The organism is Mycobacteroides chelonae (assembly GCF_016767715.1).
GTDB lineage: Bacteria > Actinomycetota > Actinomycetes > Mycobacteriales > Mycobacteriaceae > Mycobacterium > Mycobacterium gwanakae.
In genome coordinates this window covers 638,047-658,678 of sequence record NZ_CP050145.1, presented here as the reverse complement: position 1 = coordinate 658,678, position 20,632 = coordinate 638,047, and the positions used below count along the sequence as shown (strand labels likewise).

19 protein-coding genes are annotated in these 20,632 nt (G+C 64.6%); 6 read left to right on the top strand and 13 right to left on the bottom strand.

What is annotated here, in order from left to right:
* The first annotated feature begins 46 nt into the window (after window positions 1-46).
* On the top strand, window positions 47-1,450 hold the full coding sequence (locus tag HBA99_RS03280; protein WP_064407779.1) for a sugar porter family MFS transporter: 1,404 nt from the start codon (window positions 47-49) through the stop codon (window positions 1,448-1,450).
* Here the strand turns inward: HBA99_RS03280 and HBA99_RS03275 are convergent.
* The 3 genes from HBA99_RS03275 to HBA99_RS03265 are packed head-to-tail and all read right to left on the bottom strand — an operon-like array spanning window position 1,443 to window position 5,288.
* Entirely contained in the window at window positions 1,443-2,264 is an 822-nt protein-coding gene (locus HBA99_RS03275) for an SDR family oxidoreductase (protein ID WP_070950214.1), read from the bottom strand. The two genes, HBA99_RS03280 and HBA99_RS03275, sit on opposite strands and share 8 nt — an antisense overlap.
* Before the next feature lie 4 nt (window positions 2,265-2,268).
* Window positions 2,269-4,398 (bottom strand): S9 family peptidase, encoded by a 2,130-nt coding sequence (locus tag HBA99_RS03270; RefSeq protein ID WP_070951576.1) that lies wholly within the window; start codon window positions 4,396-4,398, stop codon window positions 2,269-2,271.
* Complete coding sequence (locus HBA99_RS03265; protein WP_030094199.1) at window positions 4,395-5,288, bottom strand: phosphoribosylaminoimidazolesuccinocarboxamide synthase; 894 nt, start codon at window positions 5,286-5,288, stop codon at window positions 4,395-4,397. Before HBA99_RS03265 ends, HBA99_RS03270 begins: the two co-directional genes overlap by 4 nt.
* An 18-nt stretch (window positions 5,289-5,306) precedes the next feature.
* Here HBA99_RS03265 and HBA99_RS03260 point away from each other — a divergent pair, with 18 nt between their 5' ends.
* Window positions 5,307-5,933: a hypothetical protein gene (locus HBA99_RS03260; protein ID WP_070941925.1), complete on the top strand. Its 627-nt coding sequence runs from the start codon at window positions 5,307-5,309 to the stop codon at window positions 5,931-5,933.
* Between the two features lie 14 nt (window positions 5,934-5,947).
* Here HBA99_RS03260 and HBA99_RS03255 read toward each other — a convergent pair whose 3' ends face one another.
* From HBA99_RS03255 to HBA99_RS03240, 4 genes are all read right to left on the bottom strand, one after another.
* Complete coding sequence (locus HBA99_RS03255; RefSeq protein WP_070951577.1) at window positions 5,948-7,180, bottom strand: cytochrome P450; 1,233 nt, start codon at window positions 7,178-7,180, stop codon at window positions 5,948-5,950.
* Window positions 7,181-7,183: 3 nt separating this feature from the next.
* Complete coding sequence (gene purB, locus HBA99_RS03250; protein ID WP_070951578.1) at window positions 7,184-8,602, bottom strand: adenylosuccinate lyase; 1,419 nt, start codon at window positions 8,600-8,602, stop codon at window positions 7,184-7,186.
* A 9-nt stretch (window positions 8,603-8,611) separates the two neighbouring features.
* Window positions 8,612-9,295: a TetR/AcrR family transcriptional regulator gene (locus tag HBA99_RS03245; protein WP_030094195.1), complete on the bottom strand. Its 684-nt coding sequence runs from the start codon at window positions 9,293-9,295 to the stop codon at window positions 8,612-8,614.
* Between the two features lie 69 nt (window positions 9,296-9,364).
* The gene (locus tag HBA99_RS03240; protein ID WP_234798096.1) at window positions 9,365-10,480 is read right to left on the bottom strand and encodes a pyridoxal phosphate-dependent aminotransferase; all 1,116 of its coding nucleotides are present in this window, start codon (window positions 10,478-10,480) and stop codon (window positions 9,365-9,367) included.
* Between the two features lie 98 nt (window positions 10,481-10,578).
* On the opposite strand from HBA99_RS03240, the gene HBA99_RS03235 reads away from it, so the two are divergent.
* Together HBA99_RS03235 and HBA99_RS03230 are read left to right on the top strand one after the other, a co-directional pair.
* Window positions 10,579-11,385: an alpha/beta hydrolase gene (locus HBA99_RS03235; protein ID WP_064407772.1), complete on the top strand. Its 807-nt coding sequence runs from the start codon at window positions 10,579-10,581 to the stop codon at window positions 11,383-11,385.
* Between the two features lie 63 nt (window positions 11,386-11,448).
* Window positions 11,449-12,258 carry an alpha/beta hydrolase gene (locus HBA99_RS03230; RefSeq protein WP_064407771.1) on the top strand — a complete coding sequence of 270 codons (810 nt, stop codon included), beginning with the start codon at window positions 11,449-11,451 and terminating at the stop codon, window positions 12,256-12,258.
* Here the strand turns inward: HBA99_RS03230 and HBA99_RS03225 are convergent.
* Genes HBA99_RS03225 through HBA99_RS03215 form a run of 3 tightly spaced genes read right to left on the bottom strand, consistent with a single transcriptional unit; the run spans window position 12,255 to window position 14,800 of the window.
* Entirely contained in the window at window positions 12,255-12,881 is a 627-nt protein-coding gene (locus HBA99_RS03225) for a hypothetical protein (RefSeq protein ID WP_070951580.1), read from the bottom strand. The two genes, HBA99_RS03230 and HBA99_RS03225, sit on opposite strands and share 4 nt — an antisense overlap.
* A gap of 21 nt (window positions 12,882-12,902) precedes the next feature.
* A complete protein-coding gene (gene purD / locus HBA99_RS03220) occupies window positions 12,903-14,162 on the bottom strand; it encodes a phosphoribosylamine--glycine ligase (protein WP_070952349.1) in 1,260 nt (419 codons plus the stop codon).
* Between the two features lie 41 nt (window positions 14,163-14,203).
* A complete protein-coding gene (locus HBA99_RS03215) occupies window positions 14,204-14,800 on the bottom strand; it encodes a TetR/AcrR family transcriptional regulator (RefSeq protein ID WP_057965221.1) in 597 nt (198 codons plus the stop codon).
* Window positions 14,801-14,908: 108 nt separating this feature from the next.
* Between HBA99_RS03215 and HBA99_RS03210 the strand changes: the two genes are divergently transcribed.
* Together HBA99_RS03210 and HBA99_RS03205 are read left to right on the top strand one after the other, a co-directional pair.
* The gene (locus HBA99_RS03210; RefSeq protein WP_057966760.1) at window positions 14,909-16,687 is read left to right on the top strand and encodes an N-acyl-D-amino-acid deacylase family protein; all 1,779 of its coding nucleotides are present in this window, start codon (window positions 14,909-14,911) and stop codon (window positions 16,685-16,687) included.
* The gene (locus HBA99_RS03205) at window positions 16,684-17,547 is read left to right on the top strand and encodes an alpha/beta fold hydrolase (protein WP_070951581.1); all 864 of its coding nucleotides are present in this window, start codon (window positions 16,684-16,686) and stop codon (window positions 17,545-17,547) included. Before HBA99_RS03210 ends, HBA99_RS03205 begins: the two co-directional genes overlap by 4 nt.
* On the opposite strand, the gene HBA99_RS03200 is transcribed toward HBA99_RS03205, so the two are convergent.
* From HBA99_RS03200 to HBA99_RS03190, 3 genes are all read right to left on the bottom strand, one after another.
* Window positions 17,542-18,468: a PDR/VanB family oxidoreductase gene (locus HBA99_RS03200; protein ID WP_234798057.1), complete on the bottom strand. Its 927-nt coding sequence runs from the start codon at window positions 18,466-18,468 to the stop codon at window positions 17,542-17,544. The two genes, HBA99_RS03205 and HBA99_RS03200, sit on opposite strands and share 6 nt — an antisense overlap.
* A 208-nt stretch (window positions 18,469-18,676) precedes the next feature.
* On the bottom strand, window positions 18,677-19,561 hold the full coding sequence (locus tag HBA99_RS03195; protein WP_070951583.1) for a metal-dependent hydrolase: 885 nt from the start codon (window positions 19,559-19,561) through the stop codon (window positions 18,677-18,679).
* Between the two features lie 172 nt (window positions 19,562-19,733).
* Window positions 19,734-20,627, bottom strand: coding sequence for a LysR family transcriptional regulator (locus HBA99_RS03190; RefSeq protein ID WP_070951584.1), 894 nt, complete (start codon window positions 20,625-20,627; stop codon window positions 19,734-19,736).
* Window positions 20,628-20,632: the final 5 nt, after the last annotated feature.

Genomic DNA, 20,632 nt, shown 5'->3' with positions numbered 1-20,632 from the left:
GCGATGGTTGACTGTTCGCACATTACGCAACGTTGCGGGAGGTCATATGAGCGAGGAGGACGAGTTCTCCTCAGGTCGCAGTGCCCTGCGGATCGCCTCGGTGGCGGCGCTGGGCGGACTGCTCTTCGGGTACGACAGCGCGGTCATCAACGGCGCCGTACAAGCGATCCAGGACGAGTTCGCCATCCGGGATGCGGAGCTGGGATTCGCGGTCGCGTCCGCGCTCCTCGGGGCCGCCGTCGGTGCCATGACGGCCGGACGCGTGGCCGACAGGATCGGGCGGGTGGCGGTCATGAAGATCGCCGCCGCACTGTTCCTGCTGAGCGCGGTCGGCGCCGGGCTGTCCACCAACATCGAATTGCTCGTCATCTTTCGCGTGATCGGCGGAGTGGGGGTGGGTGTCGCCTCGCTGATCGCACCGGCCTACATCGCAGAGACCTCACCGTCGAACATCCGTGGCCGATTGGGTTCTCTACAACAACTGGCAATCGTCACCGGCATCTTCCTGTCCCTCACCGTTGACTGGCTGCTGGCGCATATCGCGGGTGGATCGCGCAGTGAATTGTGGTTGGGCCTCCCGGCATGGCGCTGGATGTTTCTCGCGATGGCACTGCCGGCGCTCGTCTACGGCGCGCTAGCCTTCACCATCCCCGAGTCACCTCGTTATCTCGTTGCCACCCACAGAATTCCCGAGGCACGCACGGTGCTGACGAGGCTGCTCGGGGAGAAGAACCTGGACATCACAATCACCCGAATCCAGGAAACTCTCGACCAGAGCACCGCGCCCTCGTGGCGTGATCTACGCAAGCCCACCGGTGGTCTGTACGGCATCGTGTGGGTTGGTGTGGCGCTGGCGGTATTTCAGCAGTTAGTAGGCATCAACGTGATCTTCTACTACTCGAATGTGCTGTGGCAGGCCGTCGGATTCGGCGAGAGCTCGTCCTTCACCATCACGGTTATCACCTCCATTACGAACATCGCCACAACGCTGGTGGCCATCGCGTTGATCGACCGGGTGGGCCGCAAGCCCTTGCTGCTCATTGGTTCGGCCGGGATGGCCGTGACGCTCAGCACGATGGCAATCGTCTTCAGTTCGGCCACCGTCCTGGACGGCAAGCCGCACCTGGGACCCGTCGCCGGACCCGTTGCGCTGGTGGCTGCCAACCTGTTTGTCGTGGCGTTCGGAATGTCCTGGGGCCCGGTGGTGTGGGTGCTGCTCGGCGAGATCTTCCCCAACCGAATCCGGGCGGCGGCCATGGGAGTGGCCACGGCCGGAAACTGGGCTGCCAACTGGCTGGTGACCGTCAGCTTCCCCGCGCTACGCGACTCGTTGGGAATCGCCTACGGGTTCTACGCGATCTGCGCGGTGGTGTCGCTGGTGTTCGTGGCACGCTGGGTGAACGAAACCAAGGGCCGGACACTGGAAGACATGGATTCGGCCATTAACTGAACAGCTGGCCGGACCGCACCGCAGCGACCACTCCTCCGTCGACCAAAAGATCGGTCCCGGTGATGTACGACGCGTCGGTACCGAGCAGGAAGGCCGCTGCCGCGGCGATATCGTCGGGCGTGCCGATCCGTCTGGTTGCCGATCCGTCGATCATGGCTTTGGTGACGGCACCGGTCTCCGAGGCGAGTTCCTGGTGTCCCATCTTGGTGGACACCACCCCAGGGCTGATCGAGTTGAGTCGAGCGCCGCGCGCACCCCATTGCCGCGCAAGTGCTCGCACGCGAATATGGTTGGCGCGCTTCGACAGCTGGTAGGCAACCGCGGGATACTCGATGCTCTGAACGTACGGTAGCGCGAGCAGATCCTCGGCGCCGGTGCTCGCCAGTTCCCGCTCCTGTTCGGCCGAGAGTTCCATCGGCATATGGCCGGCCATGCTGGCGATCACCACACCCGCGCCGCCGGAGGACACGACGTTGCCGAACTCCTCCAGAACCAGGGCCACCCCCACCAGGTCGACGGCCAGGATGGCTTGTGCCGGGGCCTGCGCCGGAGAGAGACCGGCGGTGTGCGCCACCTGGGTGATCCGCCCAAGCTGTGCGGCGCCGGCGGCGAGCCCGGATACCGACTCGCGAGAGGAGACGTCAACGCGGTGCCCGATGACGTTGTGTCCATCGGCCTTCAGCTCGTCGACGACCGCTCGCAGTGCCTGCTCGTTGTAGTCCGCGATCACCAGGGTCTTACCGATGCCCTGGCGGCGGGCGATGACCTTGCCCATCCCACCAGCGCCGGTGACAACGACGACTTCGTCGGACAACCGACTACTCCTTCACGGCACCAAGAACATCGAGCACCCAGGCGAGCTGGAATGCGCTTTCTTTCCAGCGCTCATAGCGTCCGCTGATACCACCGTGCCCGGCCGTCATCTCGGTGCGCATCAAGATGGGACGATCGCCTGTAGTCGTGTGTCGCAGTTCGGCAACCCATTTGGCCGGTTCCACGTACAGCACCCGCGAATCATGCAGTGATGTCATCGCGAGAATGGTCGGATACTCGGTGGCACGGATGTTCTCGTATGGCGAGTACGACTTGATGTAGTCGTATACATCCTTGTCTTCCAGGGGATTTCCCCACTCGTCCCATTCGGTAACGGTGAGCGGCAGCGTCGGGTCACAGATGGTGGTGACCGGATCCACGAAGGGCACTTGCGCCAGCACCCCGGCGAACAGTTCGGGCGCCAGGTTCACGGCGGCACCCACCAACAGACCGCCCGCGCTCCCGCCCCACGCCGCGAGCCTGTCCGGCAACGCAATTCCAGTATCAACGAGATGTCGTGCTGCCGCTACGAAGTCGGTGAAGCTGTGCTTCTTGTGCAGCATCTTGCCGTCCTCGTACCAGAGGCGGCCCATCTCACCGCCACCGCGCACATGGGCGATGACGAACACCACTCCCCTGTCCAGCAGCGAGAGGCGTCCAATGCTGAACTGCGGGTCCTCGCACATCTCGTAGGCGCCATACCCGTAGAGGATGGTCGGCGCCGGTTCACGAGTGTCCGTGCGATGAACCACCGACAGCGGTATCCGGGTGCCGTCCTGGGCAACCGCCCATTCCCGTCGCTCCACATAATCTTCCCGGCGATAACCGCCGAGAACGGGTTGTTCCTTGAGCAGCGTGCGTTCCCCGGTGTGCACGTCGAGGTCGTACACCCGCGTCGGTGTGATGAAGGATGTGCAACCCACACGCAGCAGCGGTGAGTTCCATTCGGGGTTGTCGCCCAGACCGGACAGCATGAGCTCCGAGTCGAACTCGACCTCCTGCGGCGCACCGTATCCGTCGGCCTCAATCGGCCATACCTGGATGCGTGGCAGCGCTTCTCGGCGATAGCCGATCACGAAACGCTCGGCGAAGGCTTCCACACCGTCCAGGCGCACATCGTCACGATGGGCGATCAGGGTGCGGGCCAGTGCCGGGTCGGCTGGTCCCTGGGCGACCGCGGCGCACGGTAGGTCAGCGAGCGCGAAGTTCACCGCTCCGTCGTTGTGCAGGATCAGGAGCCGATCCTCACCGCCGACCACAACGTGATCGACGGTGTATTCGATACCGGTGCGGCGCAGCCAGACTGGAGAGAAGGTGGTCGCGGGGTCTTCGGCGTCACCGACCAGGATCTCGGACGTCACCGACGAGTGCACGCTGATGGCGACAAAGCGGTCACTGCGGGTACGGCCCACGCCGATCCAGAAACGCTCGTCCGGCTCGGAGAACACCTCGACGGGCTCCGTATCACTACCCAAGGTGTACCGGCGAATAGCGTAGGGCCGGAACGCTTCATCGATCACCGGGTAATACAGGGTGCGACTGTCCATCGCCCAGGTTGCGCCGGCACCGATGTCGGTGATCTCGTCCGGGTACATCTGGCCGGTCCGCAGATCCTTGAAGCGCAGGGTGTACATCTCGTGGCCGACGACGTCGACCGAGTAAGCCAACGTGTTCCCGTCGGGGCTGACAGTCGCAGCTCCCAGGGAGAAGAAGTCGTGCCCCTCGGCTTCCACGTTGCCGTCGAGCAGGATCTGCTCGCCAGGAACATCGTGATCCAGCGCCGGAGGCCGCCAGCTGTCGATTCCGACGGATTCGCCTATCGGACAACGACAATGAGTACCGTATTGCTTGCCTTCGAAGCTTCGGGCGTAGTACCACCACTGCCCCATCCGAGTGGGAATCGAGAGATCCGTCTCCTTGGTGCGGGACTTGATCTCGCCGAAGATGCTGTTGCGCAGGCCTTCTAGGTGGCCAAGCTGGTCATTGACGTAGGCGTTCTCTGCCTCCAGGTGCGCGATGACCTCTGGGCTCTCCTTCGCGCGCATCCATTCGTACGGATCGACGAAGGTATCCCCGTGGTACTCGCGCAGGGTGTCGATGCGGTTCGCGGCGGGCGGGCGTACGGGCCCGCTCACGCCGACGGGCCGATCCAATCAGCGAAGCTAAGCCCCGAGATGCGTTCATATGCCTCGATGTACCGCTCGCGGGTGGCTACCGCCACCGCCTCGGGCAATGGTGGCGGCGGAGTATCCGACGCGCGATCCCATCCCGATTCAGGCCCGGTGAGCCAGTTGCGCACGAACTGCTTGTCGAAGCTGTCCTGCACCACACCCGCCTTGTAGTTGGCCGCGTCCCAGTACCTGGACGAGTCGGGGGTGAACACCTCATCGGCCAGCACCAGGGTGCCTTCGATATCGACACCGAACTCGAATTTTGTGTCGGCCAAGATGATTCCCTTGTGCAGGGCATGTGCTGCGGCCCTGGTGTAGATCTTGATCGTCTCGTCGCGCAGTTGGTTGGCACGCACGCCGCCGACAAGATCCACCACGGCGGCGAAATCGACATTCATATCGTGCTCTCCGATGTCGGCCTTCGTCGCCGGGGTGAACAACGGCGGATCCAGTCGACTGGCTTCACCGAGCCCCTGTGGCAGCACGTGACCGCACACCGCACCGGTGCGCTGGTAGTCCAGCAGTCCAGACCCGGTGAGGTATCCACGGGCCACACACTCCACGGGGAGCATGTCGAGCCGGCGCACCAGCAGTGCCCGGCCCAGCACCTCCTCGGGTATGCGCGGGTCATCGGGCGGTCCGGCCAGATGGTTCGGCACGGTCAGCAGCCCGAAGAAGAAGACGCTCATCGCGGTGAGGATGCGCCCCTTGTCCGGTATCGGCGTGTCCAGGACGAAATCGAACGCGGAAATTCGGTCGGTAGCGACGAACAGCAGGTGCTCGTCGTCGACTCTGTACAGCTCACGGACCTTTCCGCTGGCCACATGCTGGTAATCGGACAGCGGAGGACGCATCGTGCCATCCTACGATTCATGCGATTCCTGCCCTACTCGACCCGACCGGGACGGTTGCTCGGCCAGTTGTTCAGCGACGTAGCGGTCGCGATCTGGACCACGATCTGGGTGTTCGTCGGGCTTGCTGTACACGCCGCGGTGTCGACGATCGCCGAGGTAGGCCGGCAGGTGAAGGACGGCGCCGACGGTATTTCGGACAACCTGAACTCCGCGGGCGACAGCGCACACCGGATCCCCTTGGTGGGCGACAAGGTGGGCGGACCGTTGCGTGCGGCCAGCGAGGCGGCCGCCGATTTGGCCGGGGCCGGCCACAACCTGGACACCACTGCGACCTGGCTGGCGATCGTTTTGGCGATCGCCGTCGCCGCGCCTCCCATTCTGGCGTTCGCAGGGCCGTGGATCTTTTTGCGGATCAGGTTCTTTCGCCGCAAGCTGGTCGCGGTACAGCTGGCGGCCACCCCCGCCGGTGAACAGCTGCTGGCCCTGCGGGCACTCGCCAACCGGCCGCTGAAGAAGCTGGCGGTGGTCACGCCCGATCCGGTGGCGGCCTGGCGCGCTCAGGACACCGCGTCGATGCGGGGCCTGGCGGCCATCGAATTGAGGGCCTCGGGTATCAGCACACCGAAAACCTGGCGCACCTCCTAGCCGATCACGGCGCGTTAGGAGGCCGCCACAAGCAGATGGCGGATACCGGTATGCCGGTTACTGCGCGTCCATTCCACCGGCCCGGCCAGTTGCAATGACGCAAAACGCGGCAGCAGCTCCTCGAACACCACTCGCAGCTCCAGACGAGCCAGATGTGCCCCCAGACAGAAATGCACGCCCTGCCCAAAGCCTAAGTGAGGATTCGGTTTGCGCGTGATGTCGAAGACGTCCGGCCGGTCGAAAACCAGCGCATCGCGATTCGCCGAACCCTCCCAGACCACTACCTTTTGTCCTGCGACGATCTGCTGCCCGCCCAACATCACATCAGCGGTTGCCGTCCTGCGCTTGGACGGTGACGGCGAGGTCCAGCGCAGCATCTCCTCGATAGCCGTCGGCAGCAGGGCAAGATCTTCACGCAGGGAACGGAATTGGCCGGGGTTGTCCAGCAGTGCCAACAGGCCACCGGCGATGGCGTTGCGCGTGGTCTCGGCACCGGCACTGAACAACAGGCAGAAGAACAGATACAGTTCGGCGTCCGACAGCGCGGGCGCTTCCGGATCATCGACCGTCGCATTGGCAACCACAGACAACATGTCGTCGGCGGGCGCCGCACGTTTCGATGCAACCAACTCCGAACCATATTGATACATACCGGAGCTGGGATCACCCAAGGAGCTGGTGACGTGCGAGCGCCGTGACTTGCCGAAGTCGAAACTGGGCTCAACCGCCTCGAACAGCCAGTGCCGTTCAGACTCCGGTACCCCCAGCAGGATGCAGATCATCTGCATGGGCAGCTCTGCGGCGATATCGACAAGGAAGTCAAACGGCACGGTCGGCCGCACCGCGTCCAAGAGCGCCCGGCAGCGCACCCGCAAGTCATCCTCGACCCGCTGGATCATGCGTGGGGTCAGTCCGGAGCTCACCAACTTGCGGATCTGGCGGTGTCGCGGATCATCCATCATGTTGAGCACCTGCCCGGCGATCGGCAAGTCCTGTATGAGGGTGCCGCCGTAGGGCCGGTCACCCCCGGTCACCGATGAGTACATCACCGGATCACGCAGCACCTCAAAGGTTTCCGCATAGGTGGCCACCGACCAGAAGCCCTCGTTGTCCGGGGTGTTCTCGGTGGGCGCGTGCCAGTACACCGGCGCCTCGCGCCGATGCTGTGCGAACAGGGCGTGCGGAAACCCGCCGGCGAAGTTGTCCAGGTCGGTCAGGTCTATGCCACGAAGAGCCGCGCAGCCCATGAACTACAGAATGGCACCCGGGTTGTAGGCCGCGGCCTCGGGGTAGGCGTCGACAAGCGCGGAAACTTCGGCCACCACCCGATCGACCTGGTCGGCTGCGGCACCGGTGAACGAGGCCCGATCTGCCAGCGCAGCTTCCAGGGTCGCAGCGTCCAGCGGCAGCCTCGGATCTTCGGCCAGCAAGCCCAAAAGGTCTGGTTCGGCGCCTTTTTCACGCATGGCGAGCGCTGTCGCGACGGCATGCTCCTTGATGACCTCGTGGGCTTCTTCGCGTCCAACCCCGGCGCGCACCGCAGCCATCAGCACCTTGGTGGTCGCCAGGAACGGCAGATAGCGACGCAGCTCCCGGTCGATCACCGCCGGGTAAGCACCGAACTCGTCGAGCACCGTCAGGAACGTCTCGATCATCCCGTCGATGGCAAAGAAGGCATCGGGCAGCGCCACACGCCGCACCACCGAGCAGAACACATCGCCTTCATTCCATTGCGCCCCAGCCAGTTCCGCAGCCATGGAGCCATACCCACGCAGAATCACCTGCAAACCGTTGACCCGTTCACAGCTGCGGGTGTTCATCTTGTGAGGCATCGCCGAGCTACCCACCTGCCCGGGCGCGAAGCCCTCGGTGACCAGCTCGTGCCCGGCCATCAGCCGAATGGTGTGCGCCAGTGAGGAGGGGCCGGCACCGAGCTGCACCAGCGCGGACACCACATCGTGGTCCAGAGAGCGTGGATACACCTGGCCAACGCTGGTCAGAGCAGCCGAGAACCCGAGGTGCTCGGCAATACGCTGTTCCAACGCGGCCAACTTGACCACGTCCCCGTCGAACAGATCGAGCATGTCCTGCCCGGTACCCATGGGACCCTTGATCCCACGCAGCGGATACCGGTCGAGAAGCTCACGCAACCGGGTGAGCGCGATCAACGTCTCGTCGGCCGCCGATGCGAACCGCTTACCCAATGTGGTGGCCTGTGCGGCCACGTTGTGACTGCGTCCGGCCATCACCACATCCCGGTATTCGACGGCGTGACGCGCGAGCCGCGCCACCACCGCGACACCGTGGGCATGGACATACTCCAGCGACCGCCGGATCTGCAGCTGCTCCACGTTCTCGGTGAGGTCGCGGCTCGTCATCCCCTTGTGGATGTGCTCGTGCCCGGCGAGGGCATTGAACTCCTCGATACGAGCCTTGACATCGTGACGGGTGACACGCTCGCGGGCGGCGATGGAGTCCAGGTCAACCTTCTCGACCACGCGCTCGTAATCCTCGATAACGCCGTCGGGAACGTCGATGCCGAGATCGCGTTGTGCGCGCAGCACAGCAATCCACAACTGGCGCTCCAACAGCACCTTTGATTGCGGCGACCAGAGCGCTGCCATGGCATCGCTCGCGTACCGGGATGCCAGGACGTTAGGGATTTGCACAACCAGAGTCTATGGGGGGAAGGAAATCGACTCAGCCAGCTGTTCCACTTCCAACGGTGCGAGCACATCGATGACGTCCACCAGCATCGCCGTGGCAGTCGCCTGTGGACTACTGGCCGCCTCGGTGAGCGCACCCACCATCGCCCCATCGATGGTCGAAATCAGCACCGCGACACGGACGTTATCGATGGACCGACCGGACCGGCGCACCACCTGCGCCACGGCATCGTCGCGCTGTTCCCGGAGACGCTGCTGCACCTCGCGCAGTTCGGGATGGCGACTGCACGCCAGTTCACGCTCGTACCGCGATACCAGCTGTTCCCCGCCACCGAATCCCGGCGTGCCGAACAACAGCTCCACCACCGCCTCGGCAGTGGCAGCAGCTCCGCGGCGCCGGTATTGAACCAGCGACAGCCGTTCCTGGATCTGTTCCAGCTCGTGGGTTCCCGCGTGTTCGACAGCCCGCGCGATCAAGTCCTCCAACGAGGAGAAGTAATACGTGGTCGAGGCCAATGGCAGGCCGGCACGCTGCGCCACCGCCCGATGCCGAACCGCATCAATACCATTGTCCCGCAACAGATCAGCGGCAGCGCTGATCAACGCCCGCCGCCGTCGCTCCCCCTTCGGGGTGGCTTGCGGACGGTGCGCGGCATTCCCTTCGGGGAACACCTCGACCTGTTGCCTGACTGTCACGTCATGTCATGCTGCCAGCAGAGACGCGTCCCCACGGGCGTTTTGCGCTATCTCATGCAAGCGGCCACATCAGGCCCTGCCGAGTCGCACCAGAGCCTCCTCGATCGCATCTGTGCTGCCGGCGAAGCTCAGGCGGATGGTGTGGTGACCACGCACGGTGTCAAAGTCGATGCCGGGCGCGACGGCTACCCCAGTGCGCGCCAACAGGTCCGCACACCACTGCTCGGCATTACCGGTCAGGTGCTCAATATCGGCATACGCGTAGAACGCGCCATCGGGGGGCGCGATCTTGGTAATGCCCGCGTTGGCGAGACCGCTGATGAGCAGCGTCCGGTTCACCGCATACCGGCGCACATGCCCGTCGAGCTCGACGCGCGCCTCGGGGCTGAACGCCGCCAGCGCAGCGTACTGCGAAACAGCCGGCGGGCAGATGGTGAAGTTCGAGGACAGTCTGTCGACGGCACGCAGGAACCGGCGCGGCACCAGCATCCAGCCCAACCGCCAACCCGTCATCGAGAAGTACTTGGACACCGAGCCCATAACCACCGATTCTCGACTGAATTCCCATGCACTGGAAGTCATTTGATCGCCGTAGGACAGCCCGTGGTAGATCTCGTCGGAGATCAGCAGGGTGCCGTTGGCTTCACACCACAGCGCGAGGGCCTCCAGCTCCCTCGCGTCGATGATGGTGCCGGTTGGGTTGGCAGGACTGGCGACGATGAGACCGGCAGGGGGTCGACCTTCCTCCTGCAAAAATGCCTCCAGCATCGCCACCGTCGGCTGGTAACGCGTCTGGGGCCCGCAGTCGATCTCGACAACCCGGCAGCCAAGCGCGGCAAGACAATTACGGTAGGCCGGGTAACCGGGCCGGGTCATCACGACCGTATCGCCCACATCGAAGGCCGCGAGGAACAACAGCGTGAATCCGCCCGAGGATCCCGTGGTGACGACGACGTCCTGCGCCTCGACCTCGATACCCGAACGCTCCCGGTGATACCCGGCGATCGCCTCACGCAGTTCCGGCAACCCAAGTGTTTCGGTGTATCCGAGCACCTGCGTGCCGAGAGCCTCTCGGACCGCATCGAGAACCACAGCGGGTGCGCCGGTCGACGGCTGCCCTGCGGCCAGGGAGATCATGTCTCCGTGCGTGCACTGCCGTGCGGCGGCCGCCGTTAGCACGTCCATGACATAGAACGGCGGAACGTCCGAGCGCCGCGAGAGACCTACCACGGCTGCGACGGTATCGAATATCTGGATCTGGACGGAACCGGCATGATGTCCCCATGCGTGATCTGTCTCGACGCTCCCTGTTCAAGCTCGGCGCGGCAACCGGTGCCGGTGCCGCACTGGCCGGTCTGGGGGCTTTCCCTGCCCATGCCGACGGCGCCATTGCCGCGGGCTCCTTTGTCTCGGCGGCGCGCGGCGGTGTCCGCACCGAATGGCGTATCGCCCGGCCACCCGGGGTAACCGGCCCCATCCGGCCCATCATCGCGCTGCACGGCAAGGGGCAGACCGCCGCCGGAGTCATGGAGGGCGGCGTGGAGAACATGCTGGCGCAGGCCGTCACGGCGGGGGCCAAGCCCTTTGCCCTGGTGAGCGTCGATGGCGGCGGCGGTTACTGGCACAAGCGGTCCTCGGGTGAGGACTCCGGGGCGATGGTGCTGGGCGAATTCATCCCACTGCTGGCCGAGCAGGGACTGGACACCTCGCGCGTCGCATTTCTGGGCTGGTCGATGGGCGGATACGGCGCCATGCTCCTGGGCTCACGCCTGGGCGCCGGCCGAACTGCCGCCATCACCGCCGTCAGCCCGGCGCTGTGGACATCCTCCGGTGCCGCCGCGCCCGGCGCCTTCGACGGTCCCGAGGACTACGCCGCCAACTCGGTATGGGGGCTGGCCGCACTGAACTCCATTCCGCTGCGCATCGACTGCGGTGACAGCGATCCGTTCTACAGCGCCACCAAGCAGTTCATCGCCCAGCTTCCGACACCACCTGCGGGCGGCTTCAGCCCCGGCGGTCACGATGGCTCGTTCTGGAGCTCACAGATCGGCGCCGAGCTCGCGTGGATGTCGCCACTGCTCACCGCGTAGGGCTGTTCTCCCGCTGTTGGCTGGACCTCGACGGGTTTGCCATCCGCTGGCATTATCGATCCCGTGACCGAAATGAGCCGACGTCGCCTGTTGCAGATGGGTGCCGCGCTCGGGGCCGGTGCTGCGCTTCTTCCGACGCTCGCGGCACCCGCACGGGCCGCGGCCGATGTCACCAGCGGTTCCTTCATCTCCGAGGCCCGCGGAGGCACTCCCACCGGATGGAAGGTAGCCAGACCACCCGGAGTCGACTGGCCCGTGCGTCCGGTGATCATGTTGCACGGCCGCGACGAGAACGCCGATCGGACCATCTACTGGGGATATGAGCGGATGCTCGGGGATCTGGTCGCCGCCGGGGCGCCGCCCTTCGCGGTCGCCGCGATCGACGGGGGCAACAGCTACTGGCATCCGCATCAGAACGGCGACGACCCCGGCGCGATGATCATCGACGAGTTCCTGCCGATGCTCGCCGAGCAGGAGGGCCTCGACGTCTCTCGGGTGGCCTTCATGGGCTGGTCCGCGGGCGGCTATGGCGCGCTGCTCAACGGTGCGCGTCTGGGCGGACCCCGAACCGCAGCCGTCGCCGCGGTGTCCCCGTCGATATGGCTGTCCTACCCCGAGGCCACCGCTGACGCCTTTGACAACGAGGAGAACTGGGAAGAGAACTCGGTTTTCGGTCGGCCTCAGCTCAACGGGCTGCCGGTGTGGGTGTCGTCCGGCTATGACGACAGGTTCTACACGGCCAGTAAGGTTTTCGCCGAGCAGCTGGCGGCGCCCCCGGCCGGAGATTTCGGTCCAGGCGCACACGAGGGCGGGTACTGGCTGTCGCAGGTCCCACTCGCGCTGGGCTGGATCGCACCGATCCTGGCCGCCTAAAGCCCCGGGTTTGGCGGGATCTCGAAGGTCGTCGAGGGCTCTATAGGCTCCTGAACGCAGCTCATCGTCCACCAATTGGCAACCGACCCCGACCGGCGTCCTTCGCACTGGCGTACTTGTTCCTGCCTGATGGCTTCGAAGTCACGGGTTATGTCGCAGGAGCGGGCCGCCGACTGATGCGCGAATTCGTAGCGGAGAACCAATGCGTCGACCGAAAGGAGCCCGTCACGGCGGGCGAGCTTGTCGGCGAGCACAACATCGTTCTCTGCCATGCCACGGATGTCCGCCTCCAGAGTCAGTCCATGGTCGGCATGATCGTCCGGCATCAGCGTCCGTAAAGACTCTGCCTCACGCCGCAACGCCGTGCTGAACGCCGAGGCAGCGGGCCCGACCCGCGGGTCCTCCCATGACCACGTGCGATTCCTCGTCAATTTCGAGAAGTCGTCGTACTCGGATTCTGCGCGGTCCGCCACGGCGAGAACGGCCGTACACAACGACAGCTCGTGGATGTACGGGGCCGGCACCGCCTGCGATCGGTTCGACCGCCAGGTGATCGCCAACAGCACGATCATGGCGAGCACCAGCGCCGCCGCGCCCAGCGCATACCAGTTACGACGTGCCACCGATCCCCCTTGCCATCCCCCCTAGAGGCTGATACGCCCTTCGGCAGCAGCCAATCCGATATCAGTACGGAAGTGACTGCCGGGCAGGCGAACTGCCTCGATCTTTGCGTAGGCGTCGGCGCGTGCGGCCTGCAGGTCCTTGCCGGTGCCGACGACGGAAAGCACCCGCCCACCCGAGGACACGACGGCCCCATCTTCCCGACGGGCCGTCCCGGCATGCAGGACACCCTCGGCCTCCGAGCCGGTGATCACATCGCCGGTGCGCGGACGCAGCGGATAGTTCTCGGCGGCCAGCACGACGGTCACGGCACTGCCGTCCTGCCAGCGCAGCGGGCCGAAGTCGGGGAGGGTTCCGGTCGCGGCGGCATTCAGCAGCTGCCCCAGCGGTGATTCCAGCAGCGCCAACACCGCCTGGGTCTCAGGATCGCCGAAGCGGCAATTGAATTCGACGACCGAGGGGCCGTTCGAAGTGATCGCCAGGCCGGCGTACAGCACGCCAGAGAATCGACTGCCACGCTTAACAAGTTCAGCGGCAACGGGTTTGAGGATGGTGTCAACAATTTCGGCGACGGTCTCATCGGGCAGCCAGGGCAGCGGGCTGTAGGCGCCCATGCCGCCGGTGTTCGGACCGGTGTCGCCGTCACCGACCCGTTTGTGGTCCTGTGCGGGCAGCAGCGGCACCACCGTCTCGCCGTCGACGATGCACAGCAGCGAAACCTCGGGGCCGTCCAGGAAGGACTCCAGCAGCACCGGATGTCCGTCGTCGAGCAGGCTGGCGGCGTGGGCGCGGGCCGCGGCGCGATCATCGGTGACCACCACACCCTTACCCGCGGCCAGCCCGTCATCCTTGACCACCCAGGCCGGCTCGCTCGCGAACCGGTCCAGCGCGGCGTCCAGATGCGCTGGGTTGTCGACGATCTCACTGCGCGCGGTACGCACGCCCGCAGCCGTCATGACGTCCTTGGCAAAGGCCTTGGAACCCTCGATGCGAGCGGCGGCCGCCGACGGGCCGAAGCACGCGATACCCGCCGCGCGAACAGCGTCACCCACGCCCAGTACCAACGGCACCTCGGGCCCGATCACCACGAGGTCGATGTTGAGCTTGGCGGCCAACGCCGCGACCTCGGCACCGGAGCTGATGTCGACGGCATGCTGTTCGGCCACCGCTGAGGTCCCCGCATTACCCGGGGCTACCGCCAGGTAGTCCACGTGCGGGTCACGCTTCAGAGCGATCAACAGAGCGTGTTCACGGCCACCGGACCCAAGAACCAAGACACGCAAGGACTCCATACGCGTCACCCTATCGGCTTGGGTATGCCTGGCTATGCATCCGGGCGGTATCCCCGCAGTAGCTTGGCAAGCAACTCGTCCCTGCCCGCGACGAGCTCCGGATAGGGACGCAGCGTCTTCACCAGTGCCTCCCCGTCGAACATGTCGGTGATCATGAAGACCAACGTCACCAGCTCCGTGTCGGACAACCGGTCGGTTCCCGGCACCGAGCGCGCCAGCGTGACCATCTGAGCGCCGTACTCGGCGACCGCGACCTGCAAGGTCTCCCGCAGCTGCGTGTCGGTGCGCGCGGCCACCATGAGTTCGTAGAGCACGGCGTTGATGGGCTCCTCCTTGAGCGAGCGCATCACCGCCATTACGTCCTCGAATTCGGTGAGGCGGTCGCCCGCCTCGTCGAACTGTGCGCGCACGGTGGCCAGCTGGCGACGCAGCGTCTCGCGCGCCACCGCGGCCATGAACTCACCGACAGTCGGAAAATGCCGGAACAGCGCGCCGTAGGAGAGCCCGGCCCGCTTCGCGATCCGCTGCACGGAGGCACGCGAATATCCCAGCTCAGCGATGGTGCCGATACCGGATTCGAGCAGCCTCGCGATCGTGGATTCACGGCGCTCGGCCTGGGTGGGACTCACGGGTGCACACTAGAGGAATGCAACTCCAATGTGGCGCCCATCACTAACATTGTGATTGGTTGCCATCTTTTTTAGACTCGCCGTAACACCCAACGAAGGGCAGCCCCCATGAGCGACTACGACCTGATCATTCGCGATGGCCTCTGGTTCGACGGCACCAATTCCGAACCTCGTAGGGCCAACCTCGGTATCAAGGAGGGGCGGGTTGCCACCGTCTCCACCACGCCGCTCGACGAGACCGATTGCCCCGAGGTGATCGATGCCGGCGGCAAGTGGGTTCTGCCCGGGTTCGTCGATATGCACACCCACTACGACGCCGAGGTGCTGCTCAACCCCGGCCTCGATGAGTCGGTGCGCCACGGCGTCACCACCATCGTGTTGGGCTGCTGTTCCATGTCGACCGTCTATGCCAAGCCCGACGACGCCGCCGACTTGTTCAGCCGTGTGGAGGCGGTGCCTCGCAAGCATGTGATCGGCGCACTCAACGAGTTCCAGGACTGGACCGATCCGGAAAGCTACGTCAAGAAGATCGACGCGCTGCCGCTCGGCCCGAATGTGACCTCTTTCCTTGGGCATTCGGATCTGCGCACCGCCGTCATGGGACTGGGCCGCGCCACCAACAACTGGTCCTTCCCTACCCGCACGGAACTCGACCGCATGGCTGACATGCTCGAAAAGGCACTCGATGCCGGCATGCTGGGGATGTCGGGAATGGACGCCCCGATCGACAAGCTCGATGGGGACCGCTACCGCTCGCGCGCGCTGCCGTCGACCTACGCATGGTGGCATGAGCGGTGGCGCCTCATCAACGTGCTGCGCAAGCGCGACCGCATCCTGCAGAGCGCCCCGAACATCAACAACCCGGCCACCGCGGTGCTGTTCTTCCTGTCCACGGGAACACGTTTCTTCAAGCGCCGCAAGGCTGTTCCCGTCAGCTTGCTGGTCGCGGCCGACTCCAAGAGCATCAAGGGCGCCAACGTGTTCTTCAGCGCCGCAGCACGAATCGGCAACAAGATCTTCAAGTCCAACGTCAAGTTCCAGCACCTGCCCGTGCCGTTCACGCTGTACTCCGACGGCATCGATCTGCCGGTGTTCGAGGAGTTCGGTGCGGGCACCGCCGCCCTGCACATCAAGGAGCAGCTCGAGCGCAACAAACTGATGGCCGACAAGGAGTATCGCCGCAAATTCCGGCGCGAGTTCGCCATCAAGAAGCACAAGCCAGGCCTGTGGCACAAGGACTTCCACGACGCCGTCATCGTGGAATGCCCCGATGCCTCGCTGATCGGCAAGACCTTCGGTCAGATCGGTGACGAGCGCGGAATCGAGGGACTGGATGCCTTCCTGGACGTCCTGGTCGAGAACGGCGAGAAGAACGTCCGCTGGACGACGACCGTCGGCAACCACCGTCCCAAGGTGCTCGACGAGATGGCCAAGGACCCCAACTTCCAGATGGGCTTCTCCGATGCCGGTGCGCACCTGCGCAATATGGCGTTCTACAACTTCCACCTGCGCTTCCTCAAGCGCATGAACGACGCGCAGAAGGCCGGGAAACCCGTCTTGTCCCTTGGCCACACCGTGCATCGACTCACCGGCGAACTGGCCGACTGGTTCGGGCTGGACGCCGGGCACCTGCGCGAGGGCGACCGTGCCGATTTCGTCATCATCGATCCGGAGAAGCTGGACGGCAGCGTCGATGCCTACAACGAGGCGCAGGCTCCGTTCTTCGACAACCTGTCTCGCATGGTGAACCGCAATGACGAGACCGTCATTGCCACCGCGGTCGGCGGCAAGGTGGTGTTCCGTCTCGGCGAGTTCATCGAGGGGTACGGACACGATCTGCAGACCGGCCGGTATCTGAAGGCCGGTGAGAAACTAGCCGTCCGATGAGCGCGGCAACACGCCTGTCGACGTTCACCAATGACGGGCTGACCTTCGACGTCATCGACGAGGGCCCGCTCGACGGACCGGTGATCGTTGCGCTGCACGGTTTTCCCGAGCGGGCCGACAGCTGGAGCGGTGTAATCCCGATCCTTACCGCCGCCGGGTTTCGGGTGCTGGCCCCGGACCAGCGGGGCTACTCCCCCGGCGCCCGCCCCAAAGGCGTACGGAATTACACACTCGACAAACTGGCCGGCGACATCCTGGCACTTGCCGATCAGGCCGAAGTACCGAAATTCCATGTGCTCGGGCATGACTGGGGTGCTGCGGTCGCATGGCAGCTAGCCGGCCAGCATGCCGACCGCGTGATCACCGCATCCATTCTCTCGGTGCCACATCCGCGGGCGTTTCTCGCCGCCTTGCCGCGCGGGCAGATTCTGAAGTCTTGGTACATGCTCTTCTTCCAGATCCCCTGGCTACCGGAACGACAGACGACAGGGAACGGCCTGCTCGTCCGCAAGTTGGCGCGAGATATGAGGCTCAGCGACGCCAAGGTCAAGGAAACACTGGAATTGGCACGCGAGCCGGGCGCCGCCACCGCGACCATCAATTGGTACCGCGCTATGCGGTACGCCAAGCCGTCCGGTCCTGGGCAGGTCCAGATCCCGACCTTGTATGTATGGAGCACCGACGATGCGGCGCTGGGCCGCAGGGCCGCCGAAAACACCGCCAAATACGTCGACGGGCCTTATCGATTCGAGGTGCTCGATGGTGTCTCCCACTGGATCGCAGCGGAACGACCGAGCGAAACGGCGGCTCTAGTGCTGGAGCATGTTAGGGCGCATACAGATCGGGTCGCGGGACTATAGGTCCACCACAATCCGGGCGCCCGCCGATGTCGCCCGGGAAACGCAGACCAGCATGTGGCCCGCCGCTCGCTGTTGCTCGGTGAGGGTTCCATCACGATGCTCTACCTCACCGGACAGCACGCGCTGTATGCACGTCCCGCAGAACCCTTGTTGGCAGGAATACCCGATGTTAGGCCGCGCGACCCGCAACGCGGCCAACACAGTCTGCTGCGGTGCGACGGCCAGTACGTCTCCGGTACGTGCCAACTCCACCTCGAACGCCATACCGTCAGCGACAGGTAGCGGCGAGAATCGCTCGGTGTGTAGCTCGACGCCCAGCGGGATTGCTCGAATCACCGACTGCGCCATCAGTGGCGGACCACACACATAGACAGCCGTTCTTCTGTCAAACCCGCCGAGAAGCTCACCGGCACAGGGCAATCCGCCCTGATCGTCGGTGCGCACCCGCACCTTGTCTCCGAACGCAAGCAGTTCGTCCACGAACGGCAAGCTGCCTCGATGCCGACCGGTGTAACACAAGGTCCAGGGCACACCCAGCTGCTCGGCCACCCGGATCATCGGCAAGATCGGTGTGATGCCGATGCCTCCGGCGATGAAGTGCAGACTCCTTGCACGCGACGACACTCCGGGCAACGCCAGCATAAAGGCATTGCGGGGGCCACTGATGTCGATTCGATGACCTGCGGCCAGCCCATGTACCTCCACGGACCCACCGCCTCCATTCTCGATGCGGCGCACTGCGATTCGATACTGTAGCGGTTGCAGTGGATCACCGCATAAGGAGTACTGGCGTATTCGCCCCGACGGCAGGTGGACATCGATGTGCGCCCCCGGATGCCAACTCGGCAACGGTTCGTCATCGTCGGCTACAAGCGTCAGCTGTACAACATCCGAATCACCGGCAAGCACCCTACGATCCACCACTCGTACCGTTCGTCGGTTTGTGACGCACGGAAGCTCGGGCAGTTCACGATCGCCGCCAAGACGCATCACCAACGACACAAAGTGCGGAACTGCCGCACCCGCTAAACGGATCAAGGCGTCAGGGCGGGTGTCCCGGTAGAGCCCAGGGGGCGGCTCGCCCGTGTACGGCTTGAGTAAACCTCTTGCGAGCCGCGATAATCGGCCCTTAGTCATGGAGAAGGCGTGCCGCCGGGGACGTGGCCAGATAGGCGACCGCCTGCGCAGTGCTGCCCTCATCCACTGGGCTGTAGTCGCGTTTGAGCAGCCGGAGTCCGCTGCGAGCTATGTATCCGGCAGCGGGCACCGCACCCCGCCGCCCGGAAGCGCGCAGCTTCCACAAAAGCCGGATGTAGCCGATATTTGGCAACGCCGGATCTTCGTGGACAAGAAACCTGGTGCCGCGCAGCAGCATTACGAAGAAGACAACGCTAACCATGACCCCCGACACGACTTGGGCGAGATAGTCCATGCCGAAATACTTCGCCACGTTGTACGAGACGTGCCGGTGTTCCACTTCTTCGGCTCCATGCCACCGGTACAGGTCGCACAACATCGGGTCGGCGTTCATTTCGCCCCATGAGTTGTTCAGTGCCCAATGACCCAGCACACCGGTGTAATGCTCTGCGGCACATAGCGCGTGGGTTCCGGAGGCCAGCGCCTTACGCCGGTTCGTCTTATTCGCCCGCGCGGAACGATGGCCGTATTGGGCCACGACCCACTCCAGCTGACGCGTGAACGGCACCGGATCGATCCCATGCCGGCGCACATAGTCGACCAAGACTTCATCATGCGTCTTCGCATGCACTGCTTCCTGTCCGATAAAGCCGACAATCTCCTCGCGCAGGCGCTCGTCTCGCACGTATTCCAGCGCATCGGATAACAACGCGCTGAACCAGCGCTCAGCCACCGGCAGGAACAAATTGAGCGCCGTCACGACATGCGATGCGTACGGATCGCCAGGAATCCAGTGCAGCGGCGAGGCTCCCCAGTCAAAATGGACATTTCGTGGGCGCAGCGCCACTTCCTCGGGAGCAAACCTATCGGTCGCCATTGACACTCCTCACCGACAACGTGCGCAAACTACACCGATCGAGCCGACGTTCTTGCGCTTTGGGAGTAATTCGATGCCAACGGCCCTCTGGACGGGTGTCTGTTGCGTCGGTTTTCACAAAGATCTCGCCGATGGATGGGAGACCCAACCGGCCGAGCACACACCACAGCGACTATCCCGACTGCAGTACCGCCGCCGCCTCCTGCAGGCCGCGGATCGCTGCGGCAATCGCCGGACGGTGCTGGGCACCGGGACGGACCAGCACCTCGTAGAGCCGTCCTGCCCGGACCTCACGGATGACCAGCCGTGCCACCCGCGGACTCCGGCTCACGTATCGCGGCATCAGCGCGATGCCATGGCCGTGCGCCACCATATCCTCGACGATCTGGAAATCCTTGAAACGGAACCGGACTCGGGGTCGAATACCCGCCGACACTCCGAGTGAGACCAGCACATCGTCCACCGGAAATCCCTCCGGGACACTGATCCAGGTCTCGTCGGCCAACTCGGACGGAGTCACCGATCCTCGCCCCGCCAGCGGATGATTCTTGTGCACCAGCAGATCGATGGGCTCACGCATCAGCGTCATCGACCACACCCGTGCAGAGCTCAGCACGGCGGCCCGCTCGTCACGGTGAGTGACGACAATGTCGTACTCGGTCAACAACCCGGGAGCCTCGCTGTACGTCACGTCCTCGTCTGCCGGACGCACATCGACCTCACCGGCCACCGCGGCCACCAGCCTGGGCAGCAGCAGGCTCCCACCGGACGGGAACGACGCGATCCGCACGATCGGTTGTGTCCCCTCCCGATACGCCACCATCTCCTCGGCCGCGCGGTCGACGGCGGCAATCACCTCGTCGGCCCGCAATACCAGCGCGCGGCCTGCCTCGGTAAGAGCGATACCCCGCCCGTCTTGCCGCAATAGCGGCACACCGGCCTCCCGTGCCAAGACCTTCAACTGCTGCGACACCGCCGAGGGGGTGAGCCTCATCGCGTCAGCCACCTCGCCGACGGTGCCGCGATCGGCAAATTCTCGGAGAATCTGCAGGCGGCGCACATCCATGAAGG

Bases quoted from the DNA above. Each gene is read 5' to 3' on its own strand.
- HBA99_RS03280 (WP_064407779.1), top strand. From the start codon at position 47: ATGAGCGAGGAGGACGAGTTCTCCTCAGGTCGCAGTGCCCTGCGGATC.
- HBA99_RS03265 (WP_030094199.1), bottom strand. From the start codon at position 5,288: ATGCGTCCTCCGCTGTCCGATTACCAGCATGTGGCCAGCGGAAAGGTC.
- HBA99_RS03260 (WP_070941925.1), top strand. From the start codon at position 5,307: ATGCGATTCCTGCCCTACTCGACCCGACCGGGACGGTTGCTCGGCCAG.
- HBA99_RS03255 (WP_070951577.1), bottom strand. From the start codon at position 7,180: ATGGGCTGCGCGGCTCTTCGTGGCATAGACCTGACCGACCTGGACAAC.
- HBA99_RS03240 (WP_234798096.1), bottom strand. From the start codon at position 10,480: ATGGACGTGCTAACGGCGGCCGCCGCACGGCAGTGCACGCACGGAGAC.
- HBA99_RS03235 (WP_064407772.1), top strand. From the start codon at position 10,579: ATGCGTGATCTGTCTCGACGCTCCCTGTTCAAGCTCGGCGCGGCAACC.
- HBA99_RS03210 (WP_057966760.1), top strand. From the start codon at position 14,909: ATGAGCGACTACGACCTGATCATTCGCGATGGCCTCTGGTTCGACGGC.
- HBA99_RS03205 (WP_070951581.1), top strand. From the start codon at position 16,684: ATGAGCGCGGCAACACGCCTGTCGACGTTCACCAATGACGGGCTGACC.
- HBA99_RS03195 (WP_070951583.1), bottom strand. From the start codon at position 19,561: ATGGCGACCGATAGGTTTGCTCCCGAGGAAGTGGCGCTGCGCCCACGA.
- HBA99_RS03190 (WP_070951584.1), bottom strand. From the start codon at position 20,627: ATGGATGTGCGCCGCCTGCAGATTCTCCGAGAATTTGCCGATCGCGGC.